The organism is Paenibacillus sp. FSL R5-0928 (genome assembly GCF_037970385.1).
Lineage (GTDB): Bacteria > Bacillota > Bacilli > Paenibacillales > Paenibacillaceae > Paenibacillus_AQ > Paenibacillus_AQ odorifer.
The window spans coordinates 3,333,276-3,347,373 of sequence record NZ_CP150225.1 but is presented as its reverse complement, the minus strand read 5'-3'; the positions used below and the strand labels follow the sequence as shown (position 1 = coordinate 3,347,373).

Genomic DNA, 14,098 nt, shown 5'->3' with positions numbered 1-14,098 from the left:
TCTCTGATTAGAATTTAATGAGTTCCCTTAACATCAAAGGTTTGGGCGACTGTGGTTTCTTTGTTGAAGTTAGAATTCTCTACCTTTTCCATGAGCTTCTCATAAAATAAATCTTCATCAATCGGTAACTCCACCCAATCGTCGGTCCAAGCCGATAAATACATTCCATTAGATAACGTTAGACCGTGAATACCTTCCTCACCCGGAGCTAACAATTTCTCATCGTGTAGAATGGCATTCGTAAAGTTCCGCAAAATTCCTTTATGCTGTTCACCGCCACCTTCTTCTACAGGAATCTCACATTTCCAACACTCTGGGCTGCCGAATCCTCCCGTAAACTCTGCATTGAATTGCGGCTCCGGCGTGCGTAGACGCCAAAAGGTTAGCTTCCCGTCTTCCACTACGATTTTTCCTTGATCGCCAGTAATTTCGAAACGGTTAGTTCCCGGTGCTTCACCTGTTGTGGTGATAAAAAGCCCTGTCGCACCATTTTCATATTCCACATAAGCGGTTACATCATCTTCAACCTCAATATTGCGGTATTTACCAAAATGACAAAACGCTCTGATCCGCTTAGGCATCATACCTGTCGTCCACTGCCATAAATCTAGTTGATGAGGATCTTGATTCAGCAGCACCCCACCACCTTCGCCTGCCCATGTAGCCCGCCAACCACCGGAATTATAGTAACTTTGTGATCTGTACCAGTTGGTGATGATCCAATTTGTGCGGCGGATTTCGCCTAGTTCACCAGACTTTATGAGATCCCTAAGCTTTTGATATAAAGGATTCGTCCGCTGGTTATACATGATTCCGAATTTGCGATCAGACTTTGCTGCAGCTTCGTTCATCTGCTTAACAGCTTTGGTATAGACCCCAGCCGGTTTCTCTACCAATACATGATAACCATATTGAAAAGCCTCGATAGCTAAAGTTGGATGATCATAATGTGGAGTACAGATTAATACTGCATCTATGAGATGAGACTCATATAACTCTTGGGGTGTTGCAAATTTCTGTACACTTTCCGGTAAATGCTCTTCTGCCCATTTCAAACGTTCTTCCCTTACATCACATACAGCTGCAAGCTCAGCATCTTTAATATGATTCAACAGACTTTGTGCATGCGCACTCCCCATATTCCCAATTCCAATAATGCCATACCGTACTTTATTCAATCAGATCACTTCCCTATTTGAGGTTATGTTATGAGAATATACTTAATTAATAGACATGAACATGATCGAAACTAAGCATTATTTGCATAATAATAAGATGATTTAGTTAAATAAATTCGTTATAATAAGGATAATCAAGTCATAGAGGAGCTAGATGATGAATAATCCAGGTAACCTTACCGGCAGATTCCTCCAGAATCTTACCGTAAAAGTGACCCATGCCCAACTTAGAAGCGGATATAGCGGGTGGAATCGTACGCTGGAAACCCCAACATTTAATCGGCTGTATTTTATTGACCGCGGTGAGGGAAAAGTTATCATTAACGGTGTTACTTATTATCCGAGAGCAGGTCAGCTAATGATCATGCCCGCAGGAAGCACTCAAACTACAGAAACGTCAATGAATGATCCCTATACACGCTATTTCTGCCATTTTGATGCTGATATTGGGGAGTGGCCCTTATTCCATTCGGCAAACAAACTGTTTATCTGTGATGCGCCCGACCCAGATTCCGTACGGGTTATTTTCACAGAAATGATCGAACAGTTTCAAAAAGATGATGTATTGTCCATTCTGCGTACTCAGGCGAACGTCCTCAATCTAATTGCTACTTGCCTTGAATCGAACGAGAATATCAAAACAGACTTTATGCAAGAATTTATACATACGGGGGATCAAGGAAAGCTCGCCTATGTTCTTCAATATATTGATGAGCGGCTGGATAAACCCATAGAAATAGAAGAGTTAGCAGAAATTGTCCACTTACATCCGAACTATTTCATCCCCTACTTCAAGAAATTTATAGGGGTTCCCCCCATGCATTATGTACAATTGAAAAGAATGGAGCATGCTAAAAGACAGCTTTCTTATAGCAATTTCAGCATTTCAGATATCGCGGAGCAAGTAAGTATGGAATTAGCCCATTTCTCTAAATATTTCAAAAAGACAATAGGAATCTCCCCTTCTGCCTATCGTAACAGCACTAAGTAAATTTATTAGGGAATGTCCGGATCTATGTGTTGGAACAATTAGGAGAACGACTACAAGAAATCGGAACCCATAGAGATCATGCTGTATATGTAGCTGAATCAGATCACCGATTGGTAGGATGGATACATGCGACCGTTCGAATTTTGCTTGAATCTCCTTCATTTGTTGAAATCGGAGGTCTTGTTGTTGATCAGACTTGCCGCGGAGAAGGAATTGGCAGACAGCTTGTAGAAACCTGTGAACGATGGGCAATCCAAACAGGGATTAGTTCGTACTTGATAAGGAACTTTAATCACACTCAGGACTTTTAGGGAGGCTCAATGGTTATGCTAGAATTAACTTTGCATCCAACATTAGAAGGAAAAATCGCTGTGATTACCGGAGGAGCCGGTGTATTATGCCGGGTTATGGCGCTAGAGTTAGGTCGACAAGGAGCTAAAGTCGCGATTCTAAATCGTACCGCAGCTAAGGGAGATTTGGTTGCCGCTGAAATTACTGCCGCAGGCGGTCAAGCAATTTCACTCTCCTGTGATGTTACAGATCAACAGAGTGTTATGAAAGCCGCAGAAGCTGTTAAGAATCACTGGGGTCCTTGCGATCTATTAATTAACGGTGCTGGCGGAAATGATTCCTCAGCAAATACGACCCAAGAGATTTTCAAAAATGATGACATGGAGAACCCGGACATATTCACTTTTTTTGACCTTAGTGTAGATGGATTTCGCAACGTGATGGACCTTAATCTGATTGGAACATTGATCCCAACCCAAGTTTTTGCCAAGCAGATGCTCGGCAGAACGGGCACATCTGTAATTAATATTTCATCCATGAGCGCACCTTCTCCAATGACCAAAGTACCTGCCTACAGCGCTGCCAAAGCAGGAATTAATAATCTCACCCAGTGGCTCTCCGTTCATTTCGCTGAGTCTGGTATACGTGTGAATGCCATTGCCCCTGGCTTTTTCCTTACTAAACAAAATGAGAAGCTGTTGGTTCGTGAAGATGGCGAGCTTACAGACCGTTCCCAAAAAATCATCTCTCATACTCCAATGCGCCGCTTTGGACAGCCGGAGGATCTGCTTGGCACACTACTCTGGTTAGCAGATGAAGCAATGTCCAGCTTTGTGACCGGAGTTACCGTCCCCGTTGACGGTGGATTCTTGGCTTATTCGGGAGTATAGACTAATCTAATGAGGGATTAAAATGATTGTAGATCCATTACGCGTATTCGTTACTGTAGCTGAACTGAGTCATTTTTCCAAAGCAGGAGAAGCGCTGAATTTATCTCAACCCGGTGTCAGTCTGCATATCCGGAATCTTGAGAATGATCTCGGTGCTAAACTCCTGCATCGTTCTTCTAAACAGGTTAGATTAACAGAAGCCGGTAGTATTCTTTATAAACACGCCAAACAAATATTGGCTCATTTCGATGAAGCAAGTCAGGAAATCCATATGCTTCAGGACGAAGTCACTGGGAGTATACATATCGGCGCTAGTTTTACTATTGGTGAATATATTTTGCCGGCAAGACTTGCTGATTTTGCCAATCAATATCCGCAGGTCAAGCTGCAAGTGACGATAGGCAATACTGAGGAGATTATTGGAGGCGTTAAATCCAACGAACTGGACATAGGGTTTATTGAAGGCGAGGTCCATGAGAATGATCTCAACGTCACTCCTTATATGAAAGACGAGATGATTATGGTCGCCCCTGCTACCCACCCTCTGTCAAAAGCGATTTCTGTGGAGCAGAGCATGTTGCAGGATCAGGTTTGGGTGCTTCGCGAGCATGGCTCGGGCACACGAGCTTTCAGCGATCATTTCCTACAGGAGGAAGATATTTCTGTTAAAAGATCCTATGTCTTCAACAGCTCTCAAGGTGTTAAAGAAGCTGTGGCCTCCGGTCTCGGAATCGCCATGCTCTCCAGATGGATTGTACGGAAGGAACTGGAAAGTGGTGAGATCAAGGAGCTGCCAATCAGGCAACATCATCTGGAAAGGCAATTCTCGATCATCCGACATCAAGAATGTTCTTCTTCCTTAGCTACCGATGTCTTTATAAAAAAGCTACTTGTCTTTAGAAAAGACAAGTAGCTTTTTTTCTTCCACACTATGAAATTATACTTGATGTTCAACCAAATGCCCGTCTTCCAGATGCAGAACGCGGTCACACCATTCGAGCATCCGTTCATCATGAGTGACCATTACCGCTGCTTTCCCCTCACTCTTCACCTCATCAGCGATCATGCGTACAACTTCTCTTCCGCGTTTGAAGTCCAGACTGGCTGTCGGTTCATCTGCAAAGAGAATCGCTGGTTTATTCATCCATGCTCTAGCGATAGCTACACGCTGCTTCTCCCCACCGGATAGCTGCTCCGGATAGTGATTACGCCGTTTCCAGATATCCAATCGTTTCATCAAATCGGCAGCCCGTTCCTTCGCTTCCTTAGCACTCATTTTCCCCTGCTTAGCTACAAAAAGGAGTTGCTCCTCTACCTTCAAATAAGGCAATAGTTGAGCGCTTTGGAACATAAAGCCTATCTTCTCTAAACGGAGCTCTGTCAGCTCACTTTTACTTTTATCTGTAAGTGATTCTCCATCTATAAAAATCTCACCGCTAGTAGGTGTTAGAAGCGCACCAGCCGCTGAAAGGAATGTACTTTTCCCTGTTCCCGAAGGTCCAAGGACAGCAACGAATTCCCCTTCATTAACGATCAGATTCAAATTGTTCAGCACAGACACCGTTGTGTCGCCATCACCGTAGTTTTTGGTTACTTGCTTCATAATTAGTTTTGCACTCATGCTCCAGCCCTCCCAATAGCTTCTAATGCATCTACTTTTGCCACTTTAGCGACAGAAATTAGTGATCCTAAAAGAGACATCCCAACGAATAAACAGCTGGTTAAAAGAATGGTGGAAGGCTCTAGTTGGAATGGCATCGAATCTGGCAGGACCTTATTCATCCCAAAGGTAAGCAGTAAGCTAATGCAAAGACTTGATATAGCTAAAATCATGACCTGCCCTACCACGCTCCAAGCCAAGTAAGACATTTTAGTACCCATCGCCTTCAGAATACCAAACTGACTTGTTTTCTGAATCGTAATGACATAGAAGAATACCGCCAGAACAAACGCTGCGATCACAAACAGGAAAACAATCATCATTAGCAGTGAACCCTGCTCTGCCGAGTAGCCCGGAATATTGGATATAGCTACTTTTTGCGTAATGACCTCTACATCTTTTACATTCGTTGAAATCTTATCTACTTGATCAGCATTCGCATTAAGGGCAATCACATTAAACGGTACCGACGAAGAGTTTTCTTCTCCTTGGTTAACCCCCTGCTTCATAGCTTGCCAATCCTGATTGTTGATATAAACTACTGGGGTATGGCTGTAAGAGCTATCCTCAACAAAACCTGCGACAGTAAATTCCATCCCGGTTGCCTGATCACGAATGATACTGCCAAGTTTGATTCCTGACTGTTCCAGGTCACGATCAACAAGGACTTTACCATTTGTCTCATTTGTAATCTTGTCACCTTCAACTACTTTAGGAGCTAATAACCCAGTCATATCTACTGCAAAAAAAGTAATATCTGCTTTTACGTCTGCATCGTTAGCAGTGACAGTGCTCATCTGCATTGCAAGCGAAGACGCATTATTGTCTCCAACTACTGCACGTACATTCTGGAGCTCCGCATCTGTTAACTGAGAACGTCTAAAGGTCTGATCCGCATCACCTTGTACTACAAAATAATTCGCCGGCATGTTCTCTACTGCAGAGATATTTGCATAAGCTAATCCTCTGGCTAGTCCCGTGACGAAAAGTACAAGAAAGGAAACCAATAACATGATAACCATAATTAATAGGTATCTGGCTTTAGAATGTCGCATTTCCCTTAAGGCTAAAAACATATTACCACTCCTTCTAATCTGTATAGTCACAGTTTAGAAGATGAAAATGAACGGAGTATGAATAATGAATTACAAAAGCGGAAGTGTAACTGTAAAGGTAGTCCCTTCACCCAAAGTACTGGTTACTTCAATGGTTCCGTTATGCGCTTCTACGATTTTTCGAGAAATCGCAAGTCCAAGTCCGCTGCTATGGGTTTCATGCGTTCGTGCTCGATCTACTTTATAGAAACGATCGAAGATTAACGGTAACTCCTCGGCTGAAATACCTTCACCAGTATCAGACACAGAAACAATACAGTTCTGTTCCACAAGCTTCGCGGAAATCATAATGGAACCCTCAGCAGGTGTGTATTTTATGGCATTGGAGAGCAGGTTCATCCATACCTGGAACAATAGATTTGAATCCCCTAGAACGCTGATGTCAGCAAGATTCAAACGCACGGCCAGTTGTTTCTCTGTTAATCTCCATTCCATGATTTGTACGACCTGTCTTAGTTGTGCACGCAAGTCTGTCGACTTTTTCTGTATGGAATTAGGATCATAATCAAGCGAAGACAAGGTAAGCAGCTGTTTGCTTAGCAAGGAAAGGCGATGGCTTTCTTGGTCAATAATATTGAGATACTGTAACCGTTCATCCTCAGGTAAGGTTGAATCTTGTAACGCTTGGGCAAATCCCTGAATAGATGTTAATGGCGACTCAATTTCATGCGATACATTAGCGACAAATTCCTGACGTGCCCGATTTGTTCGTTCCAGCTCCCGGCTCATAATCATAAAATGGGAAGCTAACTGACCAATCTCATCACGCCGCCACGTATTCAATTTGATATCGTATCTGCCTTTTGAGATCCGTTTAGTGGCCGTCGTCAAACGTGTAATAGGTCTAACTACATGCAGTACGCTAATCATTACAAAGCCTAAGCTAAACAACACGGTGAACCCAATGATCACAGCGAAAAAGACGCGGAGCTCACCGAACTGTACTTCAGCATCCGGACGCATAAACAAAGCATACGTCTCATTGTTTACTTTTACAGGAACACCAATTGAATTACGCAGTTGATTATCAAAAAATCCGGTAATAAATGCACTGTCCGGGAAATCCGCGACCCCATGATAAATTTGCCCATTCAGAACCTTCTCTAGTTGCTGCTCATCCAAATCTTCTTTTCTAAAGGGCTTACCGTAGAATCTTGATTCCCCTTCAGCATCTGTTAAATAGATTTTATAACCCAGCTTGGCTATACTCCGCAAATAATCCTCCATCGTTTCCGGATGTGATTCTGCGAATTGTTGAACCTCGATAGCCATTCCGGTAAGTTTGGCATCGTTCTGAGATTTAATCTGGGCTTGATAGTAGATATTAGACACCAAAAATCCAAGAAGGCTACTTACCACAATTACTGAACAGAAGACAATACACATCCGGACATACAAGGATCTCATACGTTAACCATCTCCAATTTATAGCCAATGCCTCGAACGGTTCGGATCACAAAATCCTCCTGATAATCTATGAAGCGTTGACGCAAACGTTTGATATGTACATCGACTGTTCGCTCATCACCTTCATAATCCATGCCCCATACCAGTTCAATTAACTCACTACGTGTATATAACCTGCCTGGATATTGTGCGAGCTGGGCCAAAAGCTCAAACTCTTTTACCGGCAGCAGCAGAACCTCATCACCATCGGTTATTTCATAATTTTTGCGGTCAATGACTAGAGAATTTAATCGAATCCGATCATCTGAAGCAATGGAATAGCGGCGAAATAACGCTTTGATCCGGAACAGCAACTCTTCAGGCTCAAAAGGTTTCGTTACATAATCATCCGTCCCCCGCAAATAACCTTGCTCTTTATCACTCAGCTGCTGGCGTGCTGTCAATAAAATGATCGGAATATCATACGTTTCTCTAATATGCTGACATAGCTCTAACCCATCTACATGTGGCATCATTACATCTACGACCGCTAAATCCGCAATACTGTCCTGCAATTTATGTATCGCATCTCGGCCATCACTGGCTTCCATCACCTGATATCCTTCCCTTGTTAGTACATGTTTTAATAATGTTCGAATATTCACATCGTCATCTGCTACTAAAATCTTCTTCATCATTTACACTCCCTGAATAATGGATGAACTCATAGTAACAACTTTATAACGATAGAACAACTAAAGTCAGATCAAACAAAAAGCTTGATACTCTCTCTAAGTGTGGTAACCTTCCGCTCCATCAGCCTTTCCAGATCTTTTGATGTAGAAGCAGTATCTGTCTTCGCAAGAAACGAATATATCCAATGCTGAATACTTGAATCCTGGCGATACGTAATTCTTTTCCCAGATAACTCTGATAATACATCAACTAAGTCATTAAAGTCCCAAACGTTAGGTGCGGCTAGTTCGTAGACTTGGTTCTCATGTCCACTCGTTGTAAGAACCTTTGCCGTAGCTAAAGCGAGGTCCTCACGAGTGACAGAATTAAACTGCCAGTTCCCTGGATAAGTGGGTAGCTCGCCGCTTTCCATCGCTTCCTTCAACCCAAGCACACCCACAAAATCTATATACAAAGCGTTACGCAGAAACGTATAAGCTATCCCTGATTCAAGAATCAACTGCTCAGTTAGTAAATGAATATGATAAGAAGGAATCGGACCTTTGGGGGGAAAGGCAAATCCAGTATAAAGCAGATGTTTCACATCGGCTTTTTTTGCTGCATGAATGACCTGAGCATGCTGATTTAATCTGATCTTATCATCGGTATGAGAGCTGGAGATTAAAAGTAATGTTGTGACCCCTGTAAAAGCTTCAATTAACGAATCCAACTGGTCATAATCGCCAAAACGGACTTCGAACCCTTTTTCTAAATAATTAGCAGCTTTCTCTCGCTGACGAACACAAGCAATAACTTGACTAGCCGGAACATACTTCTCAAGGTTCTCCATAATTAAGCTGCCTAATTGACCTGTGGCTCCTGTAACCATAATTGACATACATAACACCCTTTCTGTTATTCGAATGTACTGAGTTTTTGTAATAAAAAGATAAGTTGGTGTAGCTCCTGATCATTCAGATTTTGCATTCTCTCTGCGACAGCCTGACGATTCTCTGGAAGATGCTCCAGAAGTAATTGCTGGCCTTCACTTGTAATCGAAATGACGCTTTTTCTGCCATCCTTTGTATCATTCGAACGGGTTATTAATCCATCTCGTTCCAATGGTATTAACAGCATGCTTATATTAGCTTTGGTAACTCCAATAATTTGAGCCAATGTAGAAGGTAAAATCGCACCTCCCTGTTTAGAGATCTCCACCAAGATACGAATTCTTGCTCCGTTCAATCCTTTCGACTGCCAATATTTCTCAGAGACAGAAACCAAATTTGCAGTAGCTTCAACTAATGTAAAAAATGCTTTGGTATGCAATGGCTGATTCAGCACAACTTGTTGTAAATGATCCATATTCTATAATTCAGCTCCAATATAGTTAAGTCCTTAACTTTTTTCAAACATACTACAATCCCCATGCGTTGTCAAAAAAAAGAAGCTGCCTCACCTAGCAGAATAAATCTGCTGATGAAACAGCCTCTAAATATAAACTCACCTTAGATTAACACCGTTTTTGTGGAAACAGGCTCTTCACTGTATTTTTTAGAACCCTCCAGCATAACCTCCAGCTTAATGATCTCCGACCGGCTTGCTAAACGAATTGGGGGTCCCCATGTTCCATAACCTGACGACACGACTACATGCAAATTGTCCTTACGAAGATATCCCCAGTCCAGCTCGAACAAACGTTTAGTGATCCAGTGATTTGGAGCAATCTGTCCTCGGTGTGTATGACCAGAGAGTAGAACGTCTACCCCAGCTTGAGCGGCTACGTCGAAGCCTGTAGGCTGATGATCCATCATAATCACAGGACGTGTAAGATCAAGTCCTTCGAGCAAGGAGCTTACACTTTGTCTGCCACCGGCTTCCATCGCCTCGGCTGTCTTATCTTTTCGGCCTACAATATAGGTTCCTGCGACTTCTTCAACCTCATCTTGCAGGACCTTGATCCCAATACTACTCATCAAATCGGTATATTCCTTAATTGATCCACCATAATATTCGTGATTGCCCAGTACTGCGTAGACACCATAACGAGCTTTTAACTGTTTAATCTGTTCACTCATACTATTGCGTATAAAAGGTTCAATGCTGTCATCCAAGACATCTCCAGCCAGCAAAATCACATCGGGTTGCATAGCGTTCATTTGTGACACCATTTTTTTGAGATGACGATTGCCCACGATATTCCCTAAGTGCAGGTCTGAAGCAACCGCGATCGTTAATGGCGTACTGGTGCCAATGGATTTATCAATAGGAATGGAATGTGTGCGGATCACGGTACTCCAGGCGTTGATTGAGCCCCAGACCAGAAAAACTGCCAATAATATCAGAATTGTCCCGCCCGCTTCTGCGATGTAATAGGTACGATCGATTCCCGACCATCCCAGTATCACGTATAATAGGTCTGCCAAAGGTAACGTAATGATAGCAAATTCCATACAGGCTAGATAATACGATCCAATAACTTTAAAGAATCTGGCGATCGGTTTAACCGATTTTGGCCATGGAATCATTCCAATGACATACGCAAAAGCGATGAGTATAAATAATGTCCAGAATACTGCTGACGAAACACCTGAAAACCATTCATCAATAAGCAGCCAACCGTGATAGCCAATGTAGAAATTAACAAGACCCAGAATGAGCAGCATAGCGAATCCTGAAGCTAACATTCGTAATGTTTTCATCGTTTCTCTCCCCTTTACCTAACTACTTCTCTACCTCTTATCTCAAATCATAACACAAACCGTTAACCCAGTATAAACTGCAATGCGGTGTTCGGAAAACATCGGAACTAAAAAAAGAAAATGCCCTACGGCATCTTCTTTGGAGGTTTATCTTATATCGCTTTATCACGTGTGGCCATACATTGACCAATCAGCTTATCGCATTTATTGATGTGATTTATCAGCCAGTCTGTTAACGTTCGATTAAGCTTGATGGTTGAGAGTACGGACACTCCCTTTGTTTTGACCGTTTCTTCCAATTCGAGAACTGCCTTCACGAAATCAGCATGCGTCTGACGATGTTCAGCTAGTTCAGGGAAGTTGATCTCCTCCATCAGCTGCTCTTCATTACTGAAATGTTCAATCGTGTATTCTTTCAAGAATTTCAGCGTTTCCTCAATCTTTTCTTTTCCTTGCTGATTACTGCATGCTTCAAAGAACTCGTTCAATTTCGCTAACAACTGTCTGTGCTGGCAGTCAATTTTTTCTACACCGATATCATATGAATCTTTCCAAGCGATCATGAAATCACCATTCCGTTTCTTGAAAATTACATTTCAATTTTATTTTCCACCTTTCTCCACAAAAGAACTATTAACAACATCACAGGCGTCTATATTCAACCTTTAGCTGTACATATAGCACCTACTGATTTGGTACCTATTTAATAATCTCTACTTCATCACGGGTTCGATATGTACAAGTACATTGGAAACTTGGTGCCGGTCTTTTAACTGTTCTTCAATTTCTTCCGTAATATCATGGCTCTGCACCACACTTAGCTGAGAATCCACTAGTACAGTTGTGTCTACTAATACGTTATTCCCATGGATACGGGCTTTGATATCTTTTATGGATTGTACGCCATCAATTTCTGCCACAGTTTCTTTCATCTGTTCAAGCTCTTCCGCATCAAATCCGTCCGTTAGATCATGCGTAGCCTTGCTAAAGATATCCCATGCCGTCTTACAGATGATTAGTCCGACAATGATAGCTGTAAGCGGGTCAAGCCAAGGAACGCCTAAGGAGGAAGCCACAATTCCGATAAAAGCGCCCACGCTAACTATAGCATCTGATCGATTATCCAGTGCTACTGCCCGCATTGCGTTACTGTTAATGGCGCGGGCCAGCCTAATATTATACATATAGACAGCCATCATAACTACAGCACAGCCCACTGCCGTCCATGCCGCTATAAGATCAGGACTTTCCAGTGCTGGTTGAATAAACTTGTTCACAGCTTGATACAAAACTTGAAGCCCTACCGCAATCATAATGAATGAAGCAATTAATGAAGCCACGGTCTCCGCTCTAAAATGCCCGTAGCTGTGGTTCGAATCCGGCGGTCTTCTGGAAATCTTCAGGCCAATTAGTACCGCGATAGAAGCAATAATATCTGTACTGTTATTCAATCCATCTGCAAGCAACGCTTGAGATCCTGAGACCGTACCTATGAACAGCTTGATAGCTGATAAAAAGATATAAGCAACGATGCTTAGCCAAGCTCCTTTTTCGCCTTGTTTAATGTCGTTATAAGTTTCCAAAAAAAGAACCCCCAAAGAATAGTATTGTTCTATACTACACTTTGAGAATCGGGTGGGTCTAGAGAAACAGTGTTGCTACGGGGCGCAATAGTTCCCTCTGTCAAATAGAGTTGCAAGGTCGTAACTGTTTTGCAGGACGTAACATAGTTTGCCCCCGTTCAACTTTGCTTCCATTCTTCTGGAATAGTAACTTTTTGCTATTTTTATTGTCTAATTATAGTAATGACAAATTCAAAGGAGCGTGGAGTGATGATTCAGTCTTTTCCGAAGAAAATTGTTACATGTTTAGCTATAGGGAGTATTTTGATTCCAATAACAAACAGTGGATCAACGTCAGTCATTTCCGCAGAAAAAGCAGTTGTAAGCCTAAGTAACACTTATTACAGTGAAGTCATAGCCCCGATCCTAAAACCTGTTTGGTCAGCACAACTCGCCATTTTAAAAAAAGACAGAATCACCGGACAGGACATTACAGCACTCGCGGAAAACGGGAAGATCTTTGCGTTGCAGCGCAATGAAAAATTAACCGCAATGAATGCGGCAACAGGCAAAAAATTATGGGAGTTCGGAAGTGGATTAGCGCCGCTATTCACATACAGCAATGGATTTATCTACGGTCTGACCCAAAGCGGCTCACTATATGCCGTTAATGAGGCAGGTAAAAAGGCATGGTCGGCTTCCATAACACTCCCCAAAGCTACAAATATACAGCGTTTAGGATCTACTATTTATGTTACACAAGAGGAACAATTAGCAGCAGTTGACGCCGTAACCGGAAAGATCAAATGGAAGGCTGTAGAGAAAAGCAATAACTTTACAGGCTTATCAGAGGTCATGGAATCAGATGGGGTCGTTATTCGCAGCTATCTGTCTCAAGGGGCCTTAACTACTGCTGGACTAGCCGCCTATGACAGTCTGACAGGAAAAAAACTATGGGACCAGACCCGGCAATGGATGCCGTTAGCAGTGAAGGATGGACTTCTCTACTCCATTACGAATACATTTATGATGGATGATGACCCGGTAAATCGTAAAGTCAAAGTATCCGTGTTCAACATAAAGACGGGAGAATTAAAAGGAGAACGTTTATATAAATGGACAGATACCGAGAATAAGGATGGTGTGTACACTTATAATGGGATGAATGGAAACGCGTTTTTGGATGGAAAAGACTTTTATATCTTTCAGGGTAGTAAGTTTGTGAAATATGATTTCTGGAATTATTCTGCAGAGGGTAAGCCGGTGCAAACCTGGACCTCGATGGTTAAAGAAAAAGACTCTCCACTGAACCAAGTTTATAAACAAAGAATGTTATTTCAAAATCAAGATAAAGGTACTTTATCCGCACTTAAGCTAGGAACTGGACAGCTTGTCGACCTCAATATTGGAGAGAATCCAGTGGTACAGACGGATCTGTTCGGAAACGTGGTTTATAGTGGACAATCTGATGGCCTATTTCACGCTTATGACATGTTAACTCTAAAGCCTATTTTCACTGTGAACACAGGCTCTCGTAACTTCGCCCCTTCCCTCAAAACTGGAGGGATGCTGATGATTCGGACGGATAATAAGCTGCTCGCCATTAAACTTCCTGCATATATAAAATAAAAAAGCCTGATTTCTCAGG

At 42.3% G+C, this 14,098-nt stretch carries 15 protein-coding genes; 5 read left to right on the top strand and 10 right to left on the bottom strand.

Features of this window, described 5'->3' with window-relative positions:
* Positions 1-14 precede the first annotated feature (14 nt).
* Positions 15-1,178 (bottom strand): Gfo/Idh/MocA family oxidoreductase, encoded by a 1,164-nt coding sequence (locus tag MKZ16_RS15085; protein ID WP_036678183.1) that lies wholly within the window; start codon positions 1,176-1,178, stop codon positions 15-17.
* Positions 1,179-1,332: 154 nt separating this feature from the next.
* Here MKZ16_RS15085 and MKZ16_RS15080 point away from each other — a divergent pair, with 154 nt between their 5' ends.
* The 4 genes from MKZ16_RS15080 to MKZ16_RS15065 are packed head-to-tail and all read left to right on the top strand — an operon-like array spanning position 1,333 to position 4,263.
* Positions 1,333-2,169, top strand: a complete 837-nt coding sequence (locus MKZ16_RS15080; protein ID WP_305953517.1) for an AraC family transcriptional regulator — start codon at positions 1,333-1,335, stop codon at positions 2,167-2,169.
* Positions 2,170-2,195: 26 nt separating this feature from the next.
* Positions 2,196-2,480 carry a GNAT family N-acetyltransferase gene (locus tag MKZ16_RS15075; RefSeq protein WP_076105606.1) on the top strand — a complete coding sequence of 95 codons (285 nt, stop codon included), beginning with the start codon at positions 2,196-2,198 and terminating at the stop codon, positions 2,478-2,480.
* 15 nt (positions 2,481-2,495) lie between these two features.
* The gene (locus tag MKZ16_RS15070) at positions 2,496-3,350 is read left to right on the top strand and encodes an SDR family oxidoreductase (RefSeq protein ID WP_076105605.1); all 855 of its coding nucleotides are present in this window, start codon (positions 2,496-2,498) and stop codon (positions 3,348-3,350) included.
* A 22-nt stretch (positions 3,351-3,372) separates the two neighbouring features.
* Positions 3,373-4,263, top strand: a complete 891-nt coding sequence (locus MKZ16_RS15065) for a LysR family transcriptional regulator (RefSeq protein WP_076105604.1) — start codon at positions 3,373-3,375, stop codon at positions 4,261-4,263.
* Positions 4,264-4,287: 24 nt separating this feature from the next.
* Here MKZ16_RS15065 and MKZ16_RS15060 read toward each other — a convergent pair whose 3' ends face one another.
* From MKZ16_RS15060 to MKZ16_RS15020, 9 genes are all read right to left on the bottom strand, one after another.
* A complete protein-coding gene (locus MKZ16_RS15060) occupies positions 4,288-4,971 on the bottom strand; it encodes an ABC transporter ATP-binding protein (RefSeq protein ID WP_036678191.1) in 684 nt (227 codons plus the stop codon).
* On the bottom strand, positions 4,968-6,032 hold the full coding sequence (locus MKZ16_RS15055; protein WP_339815860.1) for an ABC transporter permease: 1,065 nt from the start codon (positions 6,030-6,032) through the stop codon (positions 4,968-4,970). Before MKZ16_RS15055 ends, MKZ16_RS15060 begins: the two co-directional genes overlap by 4 nt.
* A 123-nt stretch (positions 6,033-6,155) precedes the next feature.
* Positions 6,156-7,532 carry a HAMP domain-containing sensor histidine kinase gene (locus tag MKZ16_RS15050; protein WP_076105602.1) on the bottom strand — a complete coding sequence of 459 codons (1,377 nt, stop codon included), beginning with the start codon at positions 7,530-7,532 and terminating at the stop codon, positions 6,156-6,158.
* Positions 7,529-8,206, bottom strand: coding sequence for a response regulator transcription factor (locus MKZ16_RS15045; protein WP_076105601.1), 678 nt, complete (start codon positions 8,204-8,206; stop codon positions 7,529-7,531). The genes MKZ16_RS15050 and MKZ16_RS15045 overlap by 4 nt, the downstream gene beginning before the upstream one ends.
* 71 nt (positions 8,207-8,277) lie before the next feature.
* Entirely contained in the window at positions 8,278-9,084 is an 807-nt protein-coding gene (locus MKZ16_RS15040; protein ID WP_076105600.1) for an NmrA family NAD(P)-binding protein, read from the bottom strand.
* A 17-nt stretch (positions 9,085-9,101) separates the two neighbouring features.
* Positions 9,102-9,551: a MarR family transcriptional regulator gene (locus tag MKZ16_RS15035; protein ID WP_076105599.1), complete on the bottom strand. Its 450-nt coding sequence runs from the start codon at positions 9,549-9,551 to the stop codon at positions 9,102-9,104.
* Positions 9,552-9,694: 143 nt separating this feature from the next.
* Positions 9,695-10,888 carry a metallophosphoesterase gene (locus MKZ16_RS15030; protein WP_036678207.1) on the bottom strand — a complete coding sequence of 398 codons (1,194 nt, stop codon included), beginning with the start codon at positions 10,886-10,888 and terminating at the stop codon, positions 9,695-9,697.
* A gap of 152 nt (positions 10,889-11,040) precedes the next feature.
* A complete protein-coding gene (locus MKZ16_RS15025; RefSeq protein ID WP_051491008.1) occupies positions 11,041-11,451 on the bottom strand; it encodes a bacteriohemerythrin in 411 nt (136 codons plus the stop codon).
* Positions 11,452-11,601: 150 nt separating this feature from the next.
* The gene (locus MKZ16_RS15020; RefSeq protein ID WP_036678210.1) at positions 11,602-12,471 is read right to left on the bottom strand and encodes a cation diffusion facilitator family transporter; all 870 of its coding nucleotides are present in this window, start codon (positions 12,469-12,471) and stop codon (positions 11,602-11,604) included.
* A 249-nt stretch (positions 12,472-12,720) separates the two neighbouring features.
* Here MKZ16_RS15020 and MKZ16_RS15015 point away from each other — a divergent pair, with 249 nt between their 5' ends.
* Complete coding sequence (locus MKZ16_RS15015) at positions 12,721-14,079, top strand: PQQ-binding-like beta-propeller repeat protein (protein WP_076105598.1); 1,359 nt, start codon at positions 12,721-12,723, stop codon at positions 14,077-14,079.
* Positions 14,080-14,098: the final 19 nt, after the last annotated feature.